The sequence below is a fragment of the Curtobacterium sp. PhB128 genome, assembly GCF_004340725.1.
In the GTDB taxonomy this organism is placed as follows: domain Bacteria; phylum Actinomycetota; class Actinomycetes; order Actinomycetales; family Microbacteriaceae; genus Curtobacterium.
In genome coordinates this window covers 202,256-219,090 of the sequence record NZ_SLUR01000003.1, presented here as the reverse complement: position 1 = coordinate 219,090, position 16,835 = coordinate 202,256, and the positions used below count along the sequence as shown (strand labels likewise).

Genomic DNA, 16,835 nt, shown 5'->3' with positions numbered 1-16,835 from the left:
ACGGGCTACGGCTGCGAGGATCGATGACGTGCACCTCCTCTCGGTCTTCAGCCTCCGCAACCGGGCCCTCATCGCGCTCGTCACCATCGTCGTCGCGATCTTCGGCGGCATCGCGCTGTCGAACCTCAAGCAGGAGCTCATCCCGAGCGTCGAGTTCCCGCAGGTCGCGATCGTCAGCGCGTACCCGGGTGCCACGCCCGAGGTGGTGTCCAACGACGTCTCGACGAAGATCGAGCAGGGGATCCAGGCGGTCCCGGACCTCGAGTCGACCTCGGCGACCTCGTCCACCGGGCAGAGCATCGTGTCGGCCTCGTTCGACTACGGCTCCAACCTGGCCAGCGCCGAGGACAAGATCCAGACCGTCGTCAACGCACTCTCGTTGCCCGACTCCGTCCAGACCCAGATCGTGACCGGGTCGTTCGACGACCTGCCCGTCCTGCAGCTCGCGGTGTCGGCGAAGGGCGACCAGGAACAGCTCGTCGAACGGCTGAACGCCACCGCGGTGCCCGACCTCGAGAAGCTCGACGGGGTGCGGGCCGCCGACGTCTACGGCAACCCCGGTCGCCGCGTCGTCATCACCCCGGACCAGGACGACCTGGCAGCCCGGGGCCTCAGCGAGACGGCGATCTCGGACGCGCTCGACGACAACGGCACCCTGATCCCCGGTGGCACGATCACGCAGAGCGGTTCGACGCTCTCCGTGCAGACCGGCGAACGCATCGCCTCGGTCGCCGACATCGAGGACCTGCCGCTGACGGGCGGCACCTCGGCGACGACCCTCGGCGACGTCGCCACCGTCGCCATCAAGGAGTCGCCGCGCACCTCGATCAGCCGCGTGAACGGTGAACAGGCACTCACCATCGCGAACACGAAGACGCAGGAGGCGAACACCGTCGACGTCTCCGAGACCGTCCGTGACGCCCTGCCCGGCATCGAGGCGAAGATCGACGGCGACCCCCGGTTCACCGTCGTGTTCGACCAGGCGCCCTTCATCCAGCAGTCGATCGACTCCCTGGCCGAGGAAGGCCTGCTCGGCCTGGCGTTCGCCGTCCTCGTGATCCTGCTGTTCCTGCTGTCGGTCCGGTCGACGATCGTCACCGCGATCTCGATCCCGACGTCGGTGCTCCTCGCCGCGATCGGCATGCTGGCCGCCGGCTACACGCTCAACATCATCACGCTCGCCGGCCTGACCATCGCGATCGGCCGTGTGGTCGACGACTCCATCGTCGTGATCGAGAACATCAAGCGGCACCTGCAACCCGGCGTCGACCGGCAACGGGCGGTGCTCGACGGCGTCCGCGAGGTCGCCGGCGCCGTGACCGCGTCGACCGTGACGACCGTGGTCGTGTTCCTGCCCGTCGCGTTCGTCGCCGAGCTCGTCGGCGAGCTGTTCCGGCCGTTCGCCCTGACCGTGACGATGGCGTTGATCGCCTCGCTGCTGGTCTCCCTGACCATCGTGCCGGTGCTGGCGTACTGGTTCCTGCGCGCGCCGAAGGGGCACAAGCACGCCGGGGCGGTGCAGCCGGCCGTGTCGGGGACCGACGCCGACGGGGCGGCGGGGGCCGTGCCTCCCGTCAGCTCTGCGACGGACGGTGCACTCGCGAGTGCGGCAGACCTGCACGACGCGTCCGCACCCGACCGGCTGCGCCGCGGCTACCAGCCGGTGCTCGGGTGGGCGCTCCGCGCACCGTGGGTGGTCCTCGTGCTCGCCGTGCTCGTGCTCGGAGGGACCGCAGCGGCGCTGCCGTTCGTCAAGACGAACTACCTCGGTGACTCCGGGCAGAACACGTTCACCGTCACGCAGGACCTCGAGCCCGGCACGAGCCTGGCGTCCCAGTCCGACGCGGCGCGCACTGTCGAGCGCCAGCTCCGCGCGGTCGACGGCGTCGAGACCGTCCAGACCACGATCGGCACGAGCGGCCAGTCGATCCAGGCCGCGTTCGGTGGCGGCGGCACGGCATCGGTGCAGTACTCGGTGACCACCGACGAGGGCGCCGACCAGACCCGGGTGCAGTCGGACACCCGGAAGCGACTCGACGGGCTCAAGGACCAGGGCGAGCTCACGGTCGCGTCGTCGGGTGGCGGCTTCGGCGGCAGCAGCGACATCGAGGTCGACGTCAGCGCGCCGACCCAGGCGCAGCTCCGGACCGCCGCGTCGCAGGTGCTGCGCGAGATGCGGACGGTCGACGACACCACGGGGGCGACGAGCAACCTGTCGTCGGCCGAGCCGTACCTGGCCGTCCGGGTCGACCGCGAGAAGGCGGCCGCGCTCGGGCTGACCGAGACCCAGGTCGGCGGGATCGTCGCAGCCTCGGTGTCGCCGCGCGACACCGGGACGGTCGAGATCGACGACGCCTCGCTCGACGTCTACATCGCCGCACCCTCGCCGCCGGGGACGATCACGGCACTGCGCGCACTGTCGGTCCCGACCTCGACCGGCCCGGTGCCGCTGTCCGACGTCGCCACCGTCGAACGTGCCGAGGGGCCGACGACCGTCACCACCTCGGACGCCGTCCGCACCGCGACGATCACCGTGACCCCGGACGCGTCGAACCTCGGCGCGGCGGTGCAGTCGGTGACCACGGCGGTCGACCAGCTCGACCTGCCCAAGGGGGCGTCCGCGTCGATCGGCGGCGTCGCCTCGAGCCAGACGTCGGCGTTCAGCCAGCTGCTGCTCGCCGCCCTGGTCGCGATCCTGATCGTCTACGTGGTGATGGTCGCGACGTTCCGGAGCCTGCTCCAGCCCCTGCTGCTGCTCGTCTCGGTGCCGTTCGCGGCGACGGGCGCGATCCTGCTGCAGATCGCGTCGGGTATCCCACTCGGTGTGGCGTCGCTCATCGGCGTGCTCATGCTCGTCGGCATCGTCGTGACGAACGCGATCGTCCTCATCGACCTGGTGAACCAGTACCGGCGGCGCGGACTGCGGGTGCGCGAGGCCCTGGTCGAAGGGGCCACCCGACGACTCCGGCCCATCCTGATGACCGCACTGGCGACGATCTTCGCGCTCGTGCCGATGGCGATCGGGCTGACCGGCAAGTCCGGGTTCATCTCGCAGCCGCTCGCGCTCGTCGTGATCGGCGGGCTGGTGTCGTCGACGTTGCTGACCCTGGTGGTGCTGCCGGCGCTGTACTACGTGGTGGAGCGGGCGCGGGAGCGGCGGGCTGATCGGCGGGCTGCGGCGGCGGCCGCGGCGGGCTAGCGGCGGGTTAGCGGCGGCGTTGTCGGCGCCGGGCCCCGCTACCTGCGGTACTCGGCGTCGACGGCCGCGATGGCGGCGGTCGTGAGGGGCACCGAGGCCGAGGCCGTGCCCGGCACGACGGGCGCGGTGACCCGGTGGTCGGCACGCTCCTCGCGCTCGACGGCGCGGAACCACGACACGAGCACGCAGGTCAGCGTGACGAGGAAGACGATCCCGGCGCCCTGCGCGAACACAGCGAGGTGCCCGGTCGCAGCCGCGTACCCGCCGAAGGCCGTGGTGGCGGCGAACGACAGCCCGAGCAGCAACTCCGCAGAGGTCTGCAGCGCGGAACGGTCCCAGCGGGTCGCGGCGGCGCGTGCAGGGCGGGTGGAGGTGTCGGTCACCCCGGAAGTCTGCGACGTGGCGCGGGTCGGCAGTAGTCCCGACTCCGGGTGCCACCCACCCGGGGCACGCGGCAGTGCGGCTCCGCGAAAGCGACACTGCTCCGCCGAACATCGGCGGCACAACGTCGCTCTGGTGGCACGGACGCCCGCTCGTCGGCGAGAAGTGTCGCTTCGGCGGCACACAACCCGCCCGCGGCCGAACCCGCGCACGGCGCCCCGCAGCGCCTCAGCCCAGCTGGGTCCGGAAGAACGTCGCCACGCGGCGGCTCATCGCCTCGTCGAGCTGCGCGATCGAGTGCGCCGTCCCCTCGACCTGCACGAACGTGACCGGCACGTCGTGTGACCGGAGCGTCGCCGCGAACTCCTGCGACTCCCACAGCGGGATGAACTCGTCCGTCGAGTGCCCGATGAAGAACGGCGCCGTGTCCGAGGTGACGTGGTACTCCGGCGACGCCCGGGTGGCCGCTGGACACTTCGCGTAGGTCCGGCAGCCGAGGTACAGCAGCTGCTTCCGCTGGAAGGACGCGGACACCCCGTCGGCCCGCGTCGAGCGTGACGTCAGGTTCGTGGGGCCGCTCAGGTCGACGACCGCACGGATCCGGTCGCCCTCGGCGTAGGCGGCGGACTCGTGGTCGGTCACTGCGAGCATCGCCGCCAGGTTGCCGCCCGCGCTCCCGCCGAACACCCCGACCCGCTGGGAGTCGACGTCGTACGTGGAGAGCGTCGTGGGGCGGAACACGTAGTCGAGCGCCCGTCGGACGTCGTCGAGACCGGCCGGGAACGGGTCGGTGGGGGCGAGCCGGTAGTCGACGTTGAACGTGACGAAGCCCTCGGACGCCAGGTACTTGCACACCGACCGGTAGGCGGCCGTGGCCTTGTCGCCGTGCGACCAGCTGCCGCCGTGGATCATCAGCACCGCGGGCCGACCGGTGCTGGCTGCGGCCTCGGCGGGGTCGGCCGTCGGGGTGGCGGACGGCGTCGCCGTGGGGGTCGCGGTCGTCTCCGGGGCGCTGTCGGCCGGCAGGCAGACGTCGAGTCGCTGCAGCGGGGCCGTGCCGTACGGCACATCCGCGACCACGTCGATGCCGTGGTACTGCAGGGACAGCGGGTAGATGACGCTGTCCGCGGTGACCGTCGCGTTCTCGTCACCGACGGGGTCCGTACTGCAGGACGCGACCGCGCCGAGCGCCACGACCGCGGCGACGAGCGCGAGCACTGTGCGGCGGCCGGACTTCATCGGTTCCACGGTAGCCGCACCCGGGGCCGGCCACGTCACCCGAGCGGAGGAACCCCGACCGCGCACCCGACCGCGCAACCCGACGGCGGAACCGGACGGCGCAGCCCGACGGCGGAACCGCCACAGTGCCAGGATGAGAGCTGGGGGCACCCGCCGCCAGGACCGCAGGAGGACCCGTGAGCCGTCGCAAGGCCTGGAACGCCGATCCCGAACCACTGCTCCGCGTCGACCCGGGCTTCCGCCTCGACCAGGTCGACCCGGATGCGACGCCGGGCTTCCCCGGCCGCAAGATCGACGGGCTCGAAGCGCTCGCCGCGGGGGCGTCTCGCCTCGCCGCCCTGCAGGAGCGGTTGTACGCGGCGTCGACCGCCGGCGACCAGCGCCGGGTGCTGCTCGTCCTGCAGGCGATGGACACCGCCGGCAAGGGCGGCATCGTCTCGCACGTCGTCGGTGCGGTCGACCCCAACGGCGTGCGGTACGCGGGCTTCAAGGCCCCGACGGCCGAGGAGCGCGAGCACGACTTCCTCTGGCGCATCGAGCGGCAGCTCCCGAGTGCCGGGCAGCTCGGCGTCTTCGACCGCTCGCACTACGAGGACGTCCTCATCCAGCGCATCCGGGCGTTCGCGGCGCCGGACGAGATCGAACGACGCTACGGCGCGATCACCGAGTTCGAGGACCGTCTCACCGCCGAGGGCACCACCATCGTCAAGGTGATGCTGCACATCTCGAAGGACGAACAGCGCGAACGCCTCGGCGAGCGACTCGACCGCCCCGACAAGCACTGGAAGTTCAACCCGGCCGACATCGACGAGCGCCTGCTGTGGGACCGCTACCAGGACGCGTACCAGATCGTGTTCGACCGGACCTCGACCCCGCAGGCGCCCTGGTACGTCGTGCCGGCGAACCGCAAGTGGTACGCCCGCCTGGCGGTGCAGCAGCTCCTGCTCCGGGCACTCGAGGACATGCAGCTCTCGTGGCCGAAGGCGGACTTCGACGTGGCCGAGCAACGACAGCGGCTCGCCGAGTCCTGACCGACGGGCAGGCCGGGAGGCACGGGCCGGGTCCGGCTCGCGGCCGTCCGTCGACGACGGGGCTGGCATCAGAGCGCGGGGTCGCGTAGACTCGCTCGGTCGGCCTTCGACGCCGTGACATCGTGATCACGGGCTTTTTGTTGGGTGTGTGTTGCTCGAGGGCTGGAATCACGTCGAATCGCGACGGGATGAACCCCCTCTCCGCAAGCAGCCCCCGCCGATGTCGCTGTCGGGCGCTGCGGTTCGTTGCGCACCCGAGAAAGCAGTCATGGCTCCGTACAACAAGGGCGCGGACAACCGCGCCTCCGATCGTCCCCGCCACCCGAACGGCACCCCCGCCGCACGCAGCAGCAAGCACCGCGGGTTCCGCGCCGCCGAGCCGACCGCGCCGCGCCAGAAGCAGCGCTGGGACGCCGAGGAGCGCCGCGGCCGCTCGGCGCAGGGCGAGCGCCCCGCGCGCCCGAACTGGGAGCCCCGCGACAGCGGCGGCCAGCGCCGCCCCGAGCGCGACGACCGCGGTGGTCGCGGCTACAACCGTGACGACCGCGCGCCGCGTCGCTTCGATCGCGATGACCGCGCTCCGCGTCGTGACAACGACGACCGTCCGCGTCGTAGCTTCGACCGCGACGACCGCGCCCCGCGCAGCTTCAACCGCGACGACCGCGCTCCCCGTCGTGACCAGGACGACCGTCCCCGTCGCTTCGACCGCGATGACCGTGCTCCCCGTCGTGACAACGACGATCGTCCCCGTCGCAGCTTCGACCGCGATGACCGCGCCCCGCGCAGCTTCAACCGCGATGACCGTGCGCCCCGTCGTGACAACGACGATCGTCCCCGTCGTTCGTTCGACCGCGATGACCGCGCCCCCCGTAGCTTCAACCGCGATGACCGTGCGCCCCGTCGTGACAACGACGACCGTCCTCGTCGTAGCTTCGACCGCGATGACCGTGCCCCGCGTCGTGACAACGACGACCGTCCCCGTCGCAGCTTCGACCGTGCTCCCCGCAGCTTCAACCGCGATGACCGTGCGCCCCGTCGTGACAACGACGACCGCCCGCGTCGCAGCTTCGACCGCGACGATCGCAGCGCTCCCCGCCGCTCCTTCGACGAGCCCGAGCGCGGCAAGTTCGTCCCCGCCGACGACGTCAAGCTCGCGAAGCTCCAGGCCGAGTCCACCGTGGCGTCGGACGTCGAGGGCGTGACCTTCGGCGACCTCGGCATCGGCGGCAACATCTCCCGCGCCCTGCAGGAGCTCGGCGCGAGCAGCCCGTTCCCGATCCAGGCCGCGACGATCCCCGACGTGATCGCCGGCAAGGACGTCCTCGGCCGTGGCCGCACGGGCTCCGGCAAGACCATCGCGTTCGGCGCCCCGCTCGTCGAGAAGCTCATGGAGCACGGCGGCGGCACGAAGCGCAAGATGGGCCGCGCCCCGCGTGCGCTCATCCTCGCGCCGACCCGCGAGCTGGCCCTGCAGATCGACCGCACGGTGCAGCCGATCGCCCGCTCGGTGGGCCTCTTCACGACGCAGATCTACGGCGGCGTGCCGTACGGCCGTCAGGAGGGTGCGCTCGAGCGTGGCGTCGACATCATCGTCGGCACCCCTGGTCGTGTGCAGGACCTCATGAACAAGGGGAAGCTCGACCTCAGCGAGGTCGTCATCTCCGTGCTCGACGAGGCCGACCACATGTGCGACCTCGGGTTCCTCGAGCCGGTGCAGGAGATCCTCTCCGCCACCGCCGAGGTCACCCCGCAGGGCAACCGTGCACAGAAGCTGCTGTTCAGCGCGACGCTCGACACCCAGGTCGCGGCGCTCGTCGAGCAGTTCCTGCACGAGCCGAGCGTGCACGAGGTCGCGGGTGAGGACCAGGCGTCCTCGACCATCGACCACCGTGTCCTCGTGGTCGAGCAGCGCGAGAAGGACCGTGTCCTCGAGGAGCTCGTCGCCGGTGACGGCAAGACGATCGTCTTCGCCCGGACCCGTGCCTACGCCGAGCGCCTCGCCGACCAGTTCGAGGACGCCGGCATCCGTGCCACGTCGCTCCACGGCGACCTGAACCAGTCGCGCCGGACCCGGAACCTGCAGCTCCTGACGAGCGGCCGGGTGAACGTGCTCGTCGCCACCGACGTCGCCGCCCGCGGCATCCATGTCGACGACGTGTCGCTCGTCGTGCAGGCGGATGCCCCGGACGACTACAAGGCGTACATGCACCGCTCCGGCCGGACGGGTCGTGCCGGCAAGGAGGGCACCGTCGTGACCCTCGTCCCGCGTGGTCGCATCCGCAAGATCGAGGGCATCCTCGAGCGTGCCGAGATCGCGGCGGACCTCGTGCAGGCCGCCCCTGGTGACGGCATCGTGTCGGAGCTCGCCGCGCGCTAGTCGCGACCACACGCACGACGGGAGGCCCGTGGCGAGCTCGCCACGGGCCTCCCGTCCGTCACATGGTGAGCAGAAATGGTCGGGTCCCGAAATCGGACCCGACCATTTCTGCTCACGAAGCGAGCACGCCCTCGCGACCGCGCGACCGCGTCAGCGGTTGAAGAACAGCAACCCGCGCACGAAGCCGGCCTGGCCGGCGTGCTGCGTGCAGTCGTCGAGGATGCTCACGAGCCGGGCACCGGCGGTGACGGGCGGGTCCCACGCGTCGTCGACCACGGGGTCGAGGTCGTCGGGGCCGAGCGTGCCGAGGTACGCGACGGTGCGGTCGTGGACGGCACGCAGGTACCCGGTGAGCAGCGCGGCCGAGGCACGCACGCGACCGACGTCGTCACGGGACATGCCGTAGCCGAGGGCCTCGGCCGGGAACGGCAGGCCGAACCGGTCGTACCAGCCGTCGGCGGTCCACACCTGCGCGGTGCCGGCGAGGTCGGCGATCTGGACGTCCTGCCCACGGGCGGTGTGCCACGCGAGCCATGCCAGGGTGTTCGCCCCGGCGGCCGGACGCGCTGCGAGTTGGTCCTCGGACAGGCCGTCGACGGCACGCTCGACGGTCTCGGGGACGCGGGAGAACGCTTCGATCAGGACTTCGGACGGTGTCATGCGCACCACGCTACGCGCGCGCCCCGACACACGAGGTCACGCGGAGCGGGCTGCGGTCTCCGCGCGCGAGTGGCGGTCGAGGGCGTCGCCGAGCCCGGCGAACGCGGCGGCGAGCCGGACTCGGTCGGCGGGGGCGACGACCTCGCGGAAGGCGTCCGAGTACACGGCGCCGATCTGCCGGGCCACCTCGGCGCCCGAGGCGGTGAGGTGCAGCAGCACGCTGCGACGGTCCTGCGGGTTCGGGCGGCGCTCGAGGTGTCCGCGCTGCTCGAGCCGGTCGACGAGCGAGGTCATGGCGCCTGTGGTGAGCTCGAGGTACTCGCCGGCCTGCTTCGGCGTGATCCCCTCGCCGTCGGCCGCGGCCAGGAAGAACACGAAGCGGGTGTCGGTGGCGTTCAGCCCGCGCACGACGCTCTCGTGGTGCAGGACGCGGGCGTGCTGCGTCTGGAGCAGGCGGAAGGCGGTGAGGAGCTTCGCGAGGTCGGTGTCCGAGTCCACGCGCTCCGGCACGGAGACGGTCGGCGACACGGGCGCGGGCGGCAGGGTGTCGGGCAGGACGGGCTGGGTGGTGTCCGTCATCGGCGGCTCTTCTCGGCAGGGGGTGGGAAGACTCAGTCAACAAGTATCTCACTCGTCAAGATACCCCCAGCACGGGGGTGGTTCCTTCCCTTGTGAGTTGCTCGGCGGAAAAGTAACTTGATCGTCGTAGCAAACACCACGGCACCGACGCGACCAACCACCGCGACCACGGCGCCACCGTTTCCGGATCAGGAGCTCCCGCAATGTCTCGTGTCACCCCTCGCGCCGCCCGTCTCGCGGCCTGGATCGCCATCCCCGCCGCCCTCGTCGCCTCGGGTGTCGTCGTCTCGACCGCGTCCTACTCGGCGTTCTCGGCCACCACCGTCAACCCGACCAGCAACTGGACCGCCGGCAGCGTCGCCCTCACCGACGACGACAACAACACCGCGCTCTTCACCGCGACGGGCCTGAAGCCCGGCTCGACCGGCGCCAACTGCATCACGGTCACGTCGACCGGCTCGCTGGCCTCGACCGTGAAGCTGTACGGCACGAACCCGGCCACCACGAACAACCTCTCGGGCAACATCAACCTGCAGGTCGAGCAGGGCACCGGCGGTGGCTTCGGCTCCTGCACCGGATTCACCCCGGCCGCGACCAGCGGAACGCTCTACAACGGCACCCTCGCCGCGTTCGGCACCGGCTCGACGAACTTCGCCACCGGCCTCGGCACCTGGGCCCCGACCGGGTCCGCGTCCGAGTCGCGCGTCTACCGCTTCACCTACACGGTCTCGAGCACCGCGCCGAACACGGTGCAGGGCGGCACCGCGTCCCTCGGCCTCACCTGGGAGGCCCAGAACAGCTGAGCCGGGAGCCCTCCCCACCCGGTGACCGGGGCTGAGCCCGAGCCAGCCCCGGTCACCACCCCCGAGAACGCGCCCCCGGTCGAAGGCAGTCATGAGCAGCATCGCAGTGCACGGTGGTCCCACACCGCACGCCGTGCTCCGTGACGTCGTCGACTGGGGGCGCGTCGTCGTCGGCACCGTTGCACGCGGTGTGGTCGCGACCCTCCTCGGCCTCGCCCTGTGGGCGGCAGCTCCCGCGCTGATCGGCTGGCAACCGACGACGGTGATGACCGGGTCGATGGAGCCGCGCCTCACGCCCGGGGACGTCGTCGTCTCGCGCCCGGTCGCGTCCGGTGAGGTCCGGACGGGCAAGATCCTGCTCGCGGACGACCCGGACCAGCCGGGTCACCTCCGCATGCACCGCTACGTCGAGGACGGCCCGGGCGGCACCCTGGTCACCAAGGGCGACGTGAACCCGCAGCAGGACTCCACACCGCTCGAACGCTCGGCCGTGCACGGGGTCGCCTTCCTGCGCATCCCGTTCGTCGGGGCGCCGATCTTGTGGCTCCGGCAGGGGGAGTGGGTCAAGGTCGTCGTGCTCGCACTCGGCCTGACGGCGCTGCTCGCGCTCTGCACGGTCGACGGGTCGCTCCGCCGCCTCGCGGCGATCGACGACGACGACGCCGACGGCTCGGACGGGGGCGACACCGCCCACGGGTCGGGTGACGGGCCGTCGGACGGTACCGACACCGGCCGGGAGGCACGGGACGACGCCGCCACGCGCCTCCCGTCCGGCGGGACCACCGTCGTCACCCGTCGCTCGCTCCGGGTGCACGAGCGTCGCGTGCAGCGGCTGCGCCGCTTCGGCGGTGCGGCGGCGGTCCTCGTCATCGCGGGGAGCATCGGGGTGCTCGTGCCGGCGCAGGCGGTGGCCGTGCCGTGGTCGCGGACGACCGTGAACCCGGTGTCGAACTTCACGGCGGGCACGGCCACCGGTGTCCCCACGCTGACCTGCACGGCCGCGTCGTCGAGCACCGTGACGATCACCTGGACCTACACGGACCCCACCGTGCCGAACTCGTTCGACCTCATGAACGGGACGACCCAGCTCGCGACCGCCACGACCCCCGGACAGCGTTCGCTCGTCTACGGCGGTGCGGGCCTGCTCGACCTCGGCACGACCTACACGCTGAACCTCCGCACGAACCTCGGCAACAACTGGACCGCGACCAGCACGCCGACCGTCAAGGTGCGGGTCGTGTCGGTCCTCGGCCTGGCGTCGGCGAGCTGCGTGCCCTGAGTTCTCCACAGGCGGCGCGCGGCCGTCCGGCGATGTCCCCGGCCGGCGTTACCGTGTCCGCATGCGCATCCTGCACACCGGCGACTGGCACCTCGGCCGCACGCTGCTCGGTGCCGACCTCCTCGAGCACCAGGCGGCGTTCACCGACTGGCTCGTCGACCTCGTGCGGGACCGCTCCGTCGACCTCGTCGTGATCGCCGGTGACGTGTACGACCGGGCGATCCCGCCGATCGACGCGGTCCGCATGCTGTCCCGGGTGCTCGAACGCCTGGCCGAGACGGCGACCGTGGTGCTCACGCCCGGCAACCACGACTCCGCCGCACGCCTCGGCTTCGGTGCCGGCGTGATGGACCGCCGCGTCCGCATCCTCGCCGAACCCGCCCGGATCGCCGACCCGGTGCTCGTCGACGACGCCGACGGCCCGGTGGCGGTCTACGGCATCCCGTACCTGCACCCCGACCTCACCCGCTACGCACTGGCCGACGTGCCGGACGAGCCCCTCGCACGGTCGCACCACGCCGTCGTGCAGGCCGCCACCGAGCGGATCCGGTCCGACCTCGCGCTGCGCGGCGGCACCCGCAGCGTCGTCGTCGCACACGCCTTCGTCGGCGGGGCGGACCCGAGCGACAGCGAGCAGGACATCCGCGTCGGCGGTGTCGACCGGGTGGCCGAATCGGTCTTCGACGGCTTCGACTACGTCGCCCTCGGGCACCTGCACGGCCCGCAGCGGGTCGGCGACGGCGGACGGATCCGGTACGCCGGCTCACCGCTGGCGTTCTCGTTCGGCGAGCGGCACCAGCAGAAGTCGGTGACCATCGCCGAGCTCGACGCGGCCGGTGCCGTCTCGGTCGAACTCGTGCCCGCTCCCGTGCCGCGCCGCCTGGTCGACGTCCGCGGGGGCATCGACGACATCGAGTCCGGGGTCTTCCGGGCCGACGCCGACGCCTGGGTGCGGGTGGCCGTGACCGACACGGTGCACCCCGAGCGCATGTACGCCCGGGTGAAGGACCACTTCCCGCACGCGCTGGCGATCACGCACGAACCCGCCGATCGCGGCCCGGCCTCGGTGGCCCGTGCGGTCACGGCGACGTCCGACCCGGTCGAGGTCGCCGCCGACTTCGTGGCCTTCGCCACCGGTGCCGCCCCCGACGACGACGAACACGCCGTCCTGACCGAGGCGTACGAGGCCGCGGTGCTGGCGCTGCAGCGCGAGGGGGACCGCTGATGTACCTGCACCGTCTCGAACTCCGCGCCATCGGGCCCTACCCCGACCTGGTGTCCATCGACTTCGCAGCGCTCGCGGCCTCCGGGGTGTTCCTGCTCGAGGGGCCGACGGGCTCCGGCAAGTCGACCATCATCGACGCCGTCGTGTTCGCCCTGTACGGCGGGCTCGCCGGGTCCGACGCCAGCTCCGACCGCCTGCACAGCCAGCACGCCGACCCCGCGGTGGAACCGTTCGTCGAGCTCGTCTTCGAGACCACCGCAGGGACCTACCGGGTCCGCCGGACCCCGCAGTACGACCGCCCGAAGCAGCGGGGGACCGGCACCGTCAAGCAGCCGGCGTCCGTGCAGCTGTTCCGTCTGGCGAACCCGTCCGACGTCGCCGGCGAACCGATGTCGTCACGCATCCCCGAGGTCGGCGTCGAGATCGGCCGCATCGTCGGGCTCGACCGCGCGCAGTTCCTGCAGACCGTCGTGCTGCCGCAGGGCGAGTTCGCACGGTTCCTGCGGTCCCCGGGCGAAGAGCGCCGCAAGCTCCTGCAGTCCCTGTTCGGCACGCAGGTCTACGACCGCACGGCCGACGAACTCGCCGCGCGGCGCCGTGCCGTGCAGGCCGAGGTCGACGGTGCCGACGACCGCGTACGTGATGCCCTGAACCGCTTCGCCCAGGCCGCCGGTCTCGACGACGCCGACGAGACCGTGGTGCCGTCGACGGTGGCGTCGGTCCGTGCGGCCGCCGATGCCGCTGCCGCCGTCCGTGCTGCAGCAGCCGCGGCGGCGACGACCGCTGCCGAGCACGAACAGGCGGTCACGGCGCGTGCGACCGCCCTCGAACGACGCGCGGGACTGCTCGTGCGACGGGCCACGCTCGACGACGACGCCCCCGCCGTCGACGCCGCCCGGTCGGCCCTCGCCCTTGGCGAACGCGCCGCACGGGTCGCTACCGTCGCCGACGGACTCGACGCCGCAGTCATGCGCGCCGACGAGAGCACCGCGGCCGCCCGGTCGCTGCGTGACCGCCACGGGGTCACCGCCGACGCCGACGCCGTCGTGCTGCGACGCGACGCCCTGGCCGACGACCTGTCGGCCGTCCGGCACCTCGTCGCGGTCGAGGACGGCGCCGCTGCCCGTCGGTCCACCATCGCCGAGGCCACCGCGGACGCTGAGCAGATCGCCGAGCAGCTGCTCGAACGCGACGCCGCACTCGACGCCCGTCCCGCCGAGCGGGCCCGCATCGTCGAGGCTGCACGCACCGCGGCCCGTACGGCCGCCGACTCGGACGCCGCCGCGCACGAGGTCACCCGGATCCGGTCCCTCCGAGCCGACCTCGTGGCGCGCGACCACGCGGCGCAGCGGGTCGCCACGGCCGAGCAGTCCGTCGCCACCGCGCGCCGGTCGGCGACCGACGCCCTCGCCGCCGAGCGGGCACTCCGCGAACGCCGGATCGCCGGGCTCGCCGGAGAACTCGGGGCGGCGCTCACGACCGGCGACCCGTGCCCGGTCTGCGGGTCGACGGCGCACCCGTCGGTGGCGACCCCGCAGGACGACCACCCCACGACCGCGGCCGTCGACGCCGCCGGCGACGCCACTCGTCGCGCGGACCAGCACCTCGCCGACGCCGCGTCGGACCTGGCGGTCGAACGTGCCGAACACCAGCGGCTCGTCGACGTCGTCGGCACGGTCGACACCGCCGCGCTCGACGCCCTGACCGCGGCCGCCGACGAACGGGTCCGGGCCGCGCACGACGCTGCCGCGCTCGTCCTGCAGCACGAGCGGCAGCGGGCGGAGCACGACACGACGACCGGTCGGCTCCAGCGCGAGCGGAACGACCTCGACGCACGGCGCACCGTCCTGGTCTCGACCGCGCTGGCCGACGCCGAGCGGCTCGACACCGACCTCGGCACCGTGACCGCGGCGCTCGAGCGGCTCGGAGCACTCCTCGACGAGCGTCCCGCGACGCTCCGGACGGCTGTCGAGCTCCTCGACGAGCGACTCGAGGCGTACCGCGCGGTCGCGCAGGCCGACGAACGGGTGGCCGCGGCGACCCGTGCCCGCGACGACCGCCGTGCCGAGGTCGACCGGGTCCTCGTCGACCAGGACTTCGCCGACGTCGCCGCAGCGCGGGCCGGACGGCTCGACCCTGACAGCACCGACCGGCTGCGTGCGCGGATCAGCGCGGCCGAGGCCGAGCGGGCCGTCGTCGTCGCTGGCCTGGCCGAGCCCGCTGTGGTCGCCGCGGCGGACGACTCCGCGGAACGCCTCGACCTCGACGGTGCCCGTGCCGGACGCCAGCGCGCTGCCGCCGCACTCGACGAGGCCGTCGCGGTCGCCGTCTCCGCGGTCGACCGTGCCGACGCGGTCGACCGGTGCGCGACCGAGGTCACCCGGGCGATCGGTGCCCGCGACGAGACGTCGGCACGCAGCCGTGCCGTGGTCCGACTCGCCGACATCGCGAACGGGGTCACCGCCGCCAACCCGACCGGGATCACCCTGGGCACCTACGTGCTCATGCGCCGGTTCGAGGACGTCGTCGCCGCGGCCAACGACCGACTCCGGGCGATGCTCGCGGGGCGGTTCACGCTCGAGACCTCGGACGAGCGGGAGTCCGGGTCACGGGCACGCCGGACCGGCCTGGCACTCGCCGTGCACGACCACACCACCGACACCGTGCGGGACCCCCGCAGCCTGTCCGGCGGCGAGACGTTCACGGTGTCCCTGTGCCTGGCGCTCGGGCTGGCCGACGTCGTGCAAGCCGAGGCCGGTGGCGTCTCGCTCGGCACGCTCTTCGTCGACGAGGGGTTCGGGACGCTCGACCCGGAGACCCTCGACGACGTCATCGGGCAGTTGTCGCGACTGACCGCCGGTGGACGGCAGGTCGGCATCGTCAGCCACGTCGAGGAACTCAAGCAGCGGATTCCGGAGCGGATCGCCGTGCGGCGGACGGCAGCCGGCGGCTCGCAGGTGACGACAACGGTCTGACGCCGCCTGCCGTCCGCCGCCGGTCCTGGTTCCGAATGGCCGGCCGCTACGGCGTCGGCGTGGACTCCACGGTGCCGTCCGGCGGCGGCAGGATGTCCGCCGCGATCCACGGGAACACCCACTGGAACAGCACGAACACGATCGCTGCGAGCAGCACGAGCAGCTCGAGCACCTTCAGGAACGTGGGGCCGGGCAGCAGCCGCCAGACCAGGGGGAAGATCACTTGGCCGTCTCCGAAAGTTCCTTCGGGGTGCCCTCGGACGCGGGCATCCAGTAGTCGAGCTTCGCGTGCGTGACGAACCGTTCGGCCGCCGACCACATCGGGTGGCACGCGGTCAGGGTCAGCCAGCGGTCCGACGGCGAGGGGTCGACTCCGGGCTTGTTCGGCACCGGCGCGATCGTCTCGATGTGGTCCGGCGTGACGATCTGGCTGTCGGTGACCTTGTAGACGTACCAGACGTCGAACTTCGTCTTCGCGTCGGTGACCCGCACGACGACGGAGTCGTCCTTCTTGAGTTCGGCGATCTGGTTGAGCGGCTTGCCGTAGGTCACACGGTGTCCGGCGACGGCGAAGTTGCCGGGAGCCCCGGGCATCGCGGTGTCCTGGTAGTGCCCGAGCCCGATGGTGTTGAGAACCTTCTCACGGTCGGTGCCCTCGCCGATCGGCCGGTTGTAGTCCTTGCCGAAGCGGGGGATCTGCATCGTGCCGAACACGTCGGAGAGATCCGGTGGCTCCGCCAGCACGGGTGCGGTCCCACGGTGCTCGGTGCCGGCCCCGTCCGGGGTCTTCAGCTGGTCGAGTCCCTCGACGAGCTTCGACTGCTCGTTGACCGCCACGACGTCCGTCCACCAGGCGGTCCAGACCACGTACAGCCCGGTGCCGGCACCCGCGATGATGAGCAGTTCGGCGATGAGCGAGACGATCGCGCCACCGACCGTCTGCCGTCGCCGGGGGGAACGGCGCCCGGACCGTCTACCGCCGTCGTCGTCCCGCGCGCTGCGGCGCGACGGGATGGTGTCGTGTGCGGTCACGGGGCTCCTGATCGGCTGGTCGGTCGGACAGGTCTATCAGATCACGACGACGGTC

General features: G+C 72.3%; 13 protein-coding genes. 7 read left to right on the top strand and 6 right to left on the bottom strand.

What is annotated here, in order from left to right; genetic code table 11:
• The first annotated feature begins 28 nt into the window (after positions 1–28).
• Entirely contained in the window at positions 29–3,199 is a 3,171-nt protein-coding gene (locus EDF23_RS07275; RefSeq protein ID WP_131921250.1) for an efflux RND transporter permease subunit, read from the top strand.
• A gap of 38 nt (positions 3,200–3,237) precedes the next feature.
• Here EDF23_RS07275 and EDF23_RS07270 read toward each other — a convergent pair whose 3' ends face one another.
• Both EDF23_RS07270 and EDF23_RS07265 read right to left on the bottom strand, forming a co-directional pair.
• On the bottom strand, positions 3,238–3,582 hold the full coding sequence (locus EDF23_RS07270) for a hypothetical protein (RefSeq protein WP_131921249.1): 345 nt from the start codon (positions 3,580–3,582) through the stop codon (positions 3,238–3,240).
• Between the two features lie 226 nt (positions 3,583–3,808).
• Positions 3,809–4,819, bottom strand: a complete 1,011-nt coding sequence (locus tag EDF23_RS07265) for an alpha/beta hydrolase (protein ID WP_111085552.1) — start codon at positions 4,817–4,819, stop codon at positions 3,809–3,811.
• 176 nt (positions 4,820–4,995) lie between these two features.
• On the opposite strand from EDF23_RS07265, the gene EDF23_RS07260 reads away from it, so the two are divergent.
• Together EDF23_RS07260 and EDF23_RS07255 are read left to right on the top strand one after the other, a co-directional pair.
• On the top strand, positions 4,996–5,850 hold the full coding sequence (locus EDF23_RS07260; RefSeq protein ID WP_243648844.1) for a polyphosphate kinase 2 family protein: 855 nt from the start codon (positions 4,996–4,998) through the stop codon (positions 5,848–5,850).
• Between the two features lie 268 nt (positions 5,851–6,118).
• Positions 6,119–8,227 (top strand): DEAD/DEAH box helicase, encoded by a 2,109-nt coding sequence (locus EDF23_RS07255; protein WP_131921248.1) that lies wholly within the window; start codon positions 6,119–6,121, stop codon positions 8,225–8,227.
• Positions 8,228–8,377: 150 nt separating this feature from the next.
• Here EDF23_RS07255 and EDF23_RS07250 read toward each other — a convergent pair whose 3' ends face one another.
• Positions 8,378–8,887: a DinB family protein gene (locus EDF23_RS07250; protein ID WP_123937539.1), complete on the bottom strand. Its 510-nt coding sequence runs from the start codon at positions 8,885–8,887 to the stop codon at positions 8,378–8,380.
• A gap of 36 nt (positions 8,888–8,923) precedes the next feature.
• Positions 8,924–9,466, bottom strand: a complete 543-nt coding sequence (locus EDF23_RS07245) for a MarR family transcriptional regulator (protein ID WP_123937540.1) — start codon at positions 9,464–9,466, stop codon at positions 8,924–8,926.
• Positions 9,467–9,669: 203 nt separating this feature from the next.
• On the opposite strand from EDF23_RS07245, the gene EDF23_RS07240 reads away from it, so the two are divergent.
• From EDF23_RS07240 to EDF23_RS07225, 4 genes are all read left to right on the top strand, one after another.
• Positions 9,670–10,269: a hypothetical protein gene (locus EDF23_RS07240; RefSeq protein WP_111085548.1), complete on the top strand. Its 600-nt coding sequence runs from the start codon at positions 9,670–9,672 to the stop codon at positions 10,267–10,269.
• Positions 10,270–10,360: 91 nt separating this feature from the next.
• Positions 10,361–11,548, top strand: a complete 1,188-nt coding sequence (locus EDF23_RS07235) for a S24/S26 family peptidase (protein WP_131921247.1) — start codon at positions 10,361–10,363, stop codon at positions 11,546–11,548.
• Between the two features lie 61 nt (positions 11,549–11,609).
• Positions 11,610–12,773: an exonuclease SbcCD subunit D C-terminal domain-containing protein gene (locus EDF23_RS07230; RefSeq protein ID WP_131921246.1), complete on the top strand. Its 1,164-nt coding sequence runs from the start codon at positions 11,610–11,612 to the stop codon at positions 12,771–12,773.
• On the top strand, positions 12,773–15,748 hold the full coding sequence (locus EDF23_RS07225; protein ID WP_131921245.1) for an SMC family ATPase: 2,976 nt from the start codon (positions 12,773–12,775) through the stop codon (positions 15,746–15,748). Before EDF23_RS07230 ends, EDF23_RS07225 begins: the two co-directional genes overlap by 1 nt.
• Before the next feature lie 46 nt (positions 15,749–15,794).
• On the opposite strand, the gene EDF23_RS19170 is transcribed toward EDF23_RS07225, so the two are convergent.
• Together EDF23_RS19170 and EDF23_RS07220 are read right to left on the bottom strand one after the other, a co-directional pair.
• Complete coding sequence (locus EDF23_RS19170) at positions 15,795–15,971, bottom strand: hypothetical protein (RefSeq protein WP_159573240.1); 177 nt, start codon at positions 15,969–15,971, stop codon at positions 15,795–15,797.
• Entirely contained in the window at positions 15,968–16,780 is an 813-nt protein-coding gene (locus EDF23_RS07220) for a class E sortase (protein WP_243648843.1), read from the bottom strand. The genes EDF23_RS19170 and EDF23_RS07220 overlap by 4 nt, the downstream gene beginning before the upstream one ends.
• Between the last annotated feature and the right edge of the window lie 55 nt (positions 16,781–16,835).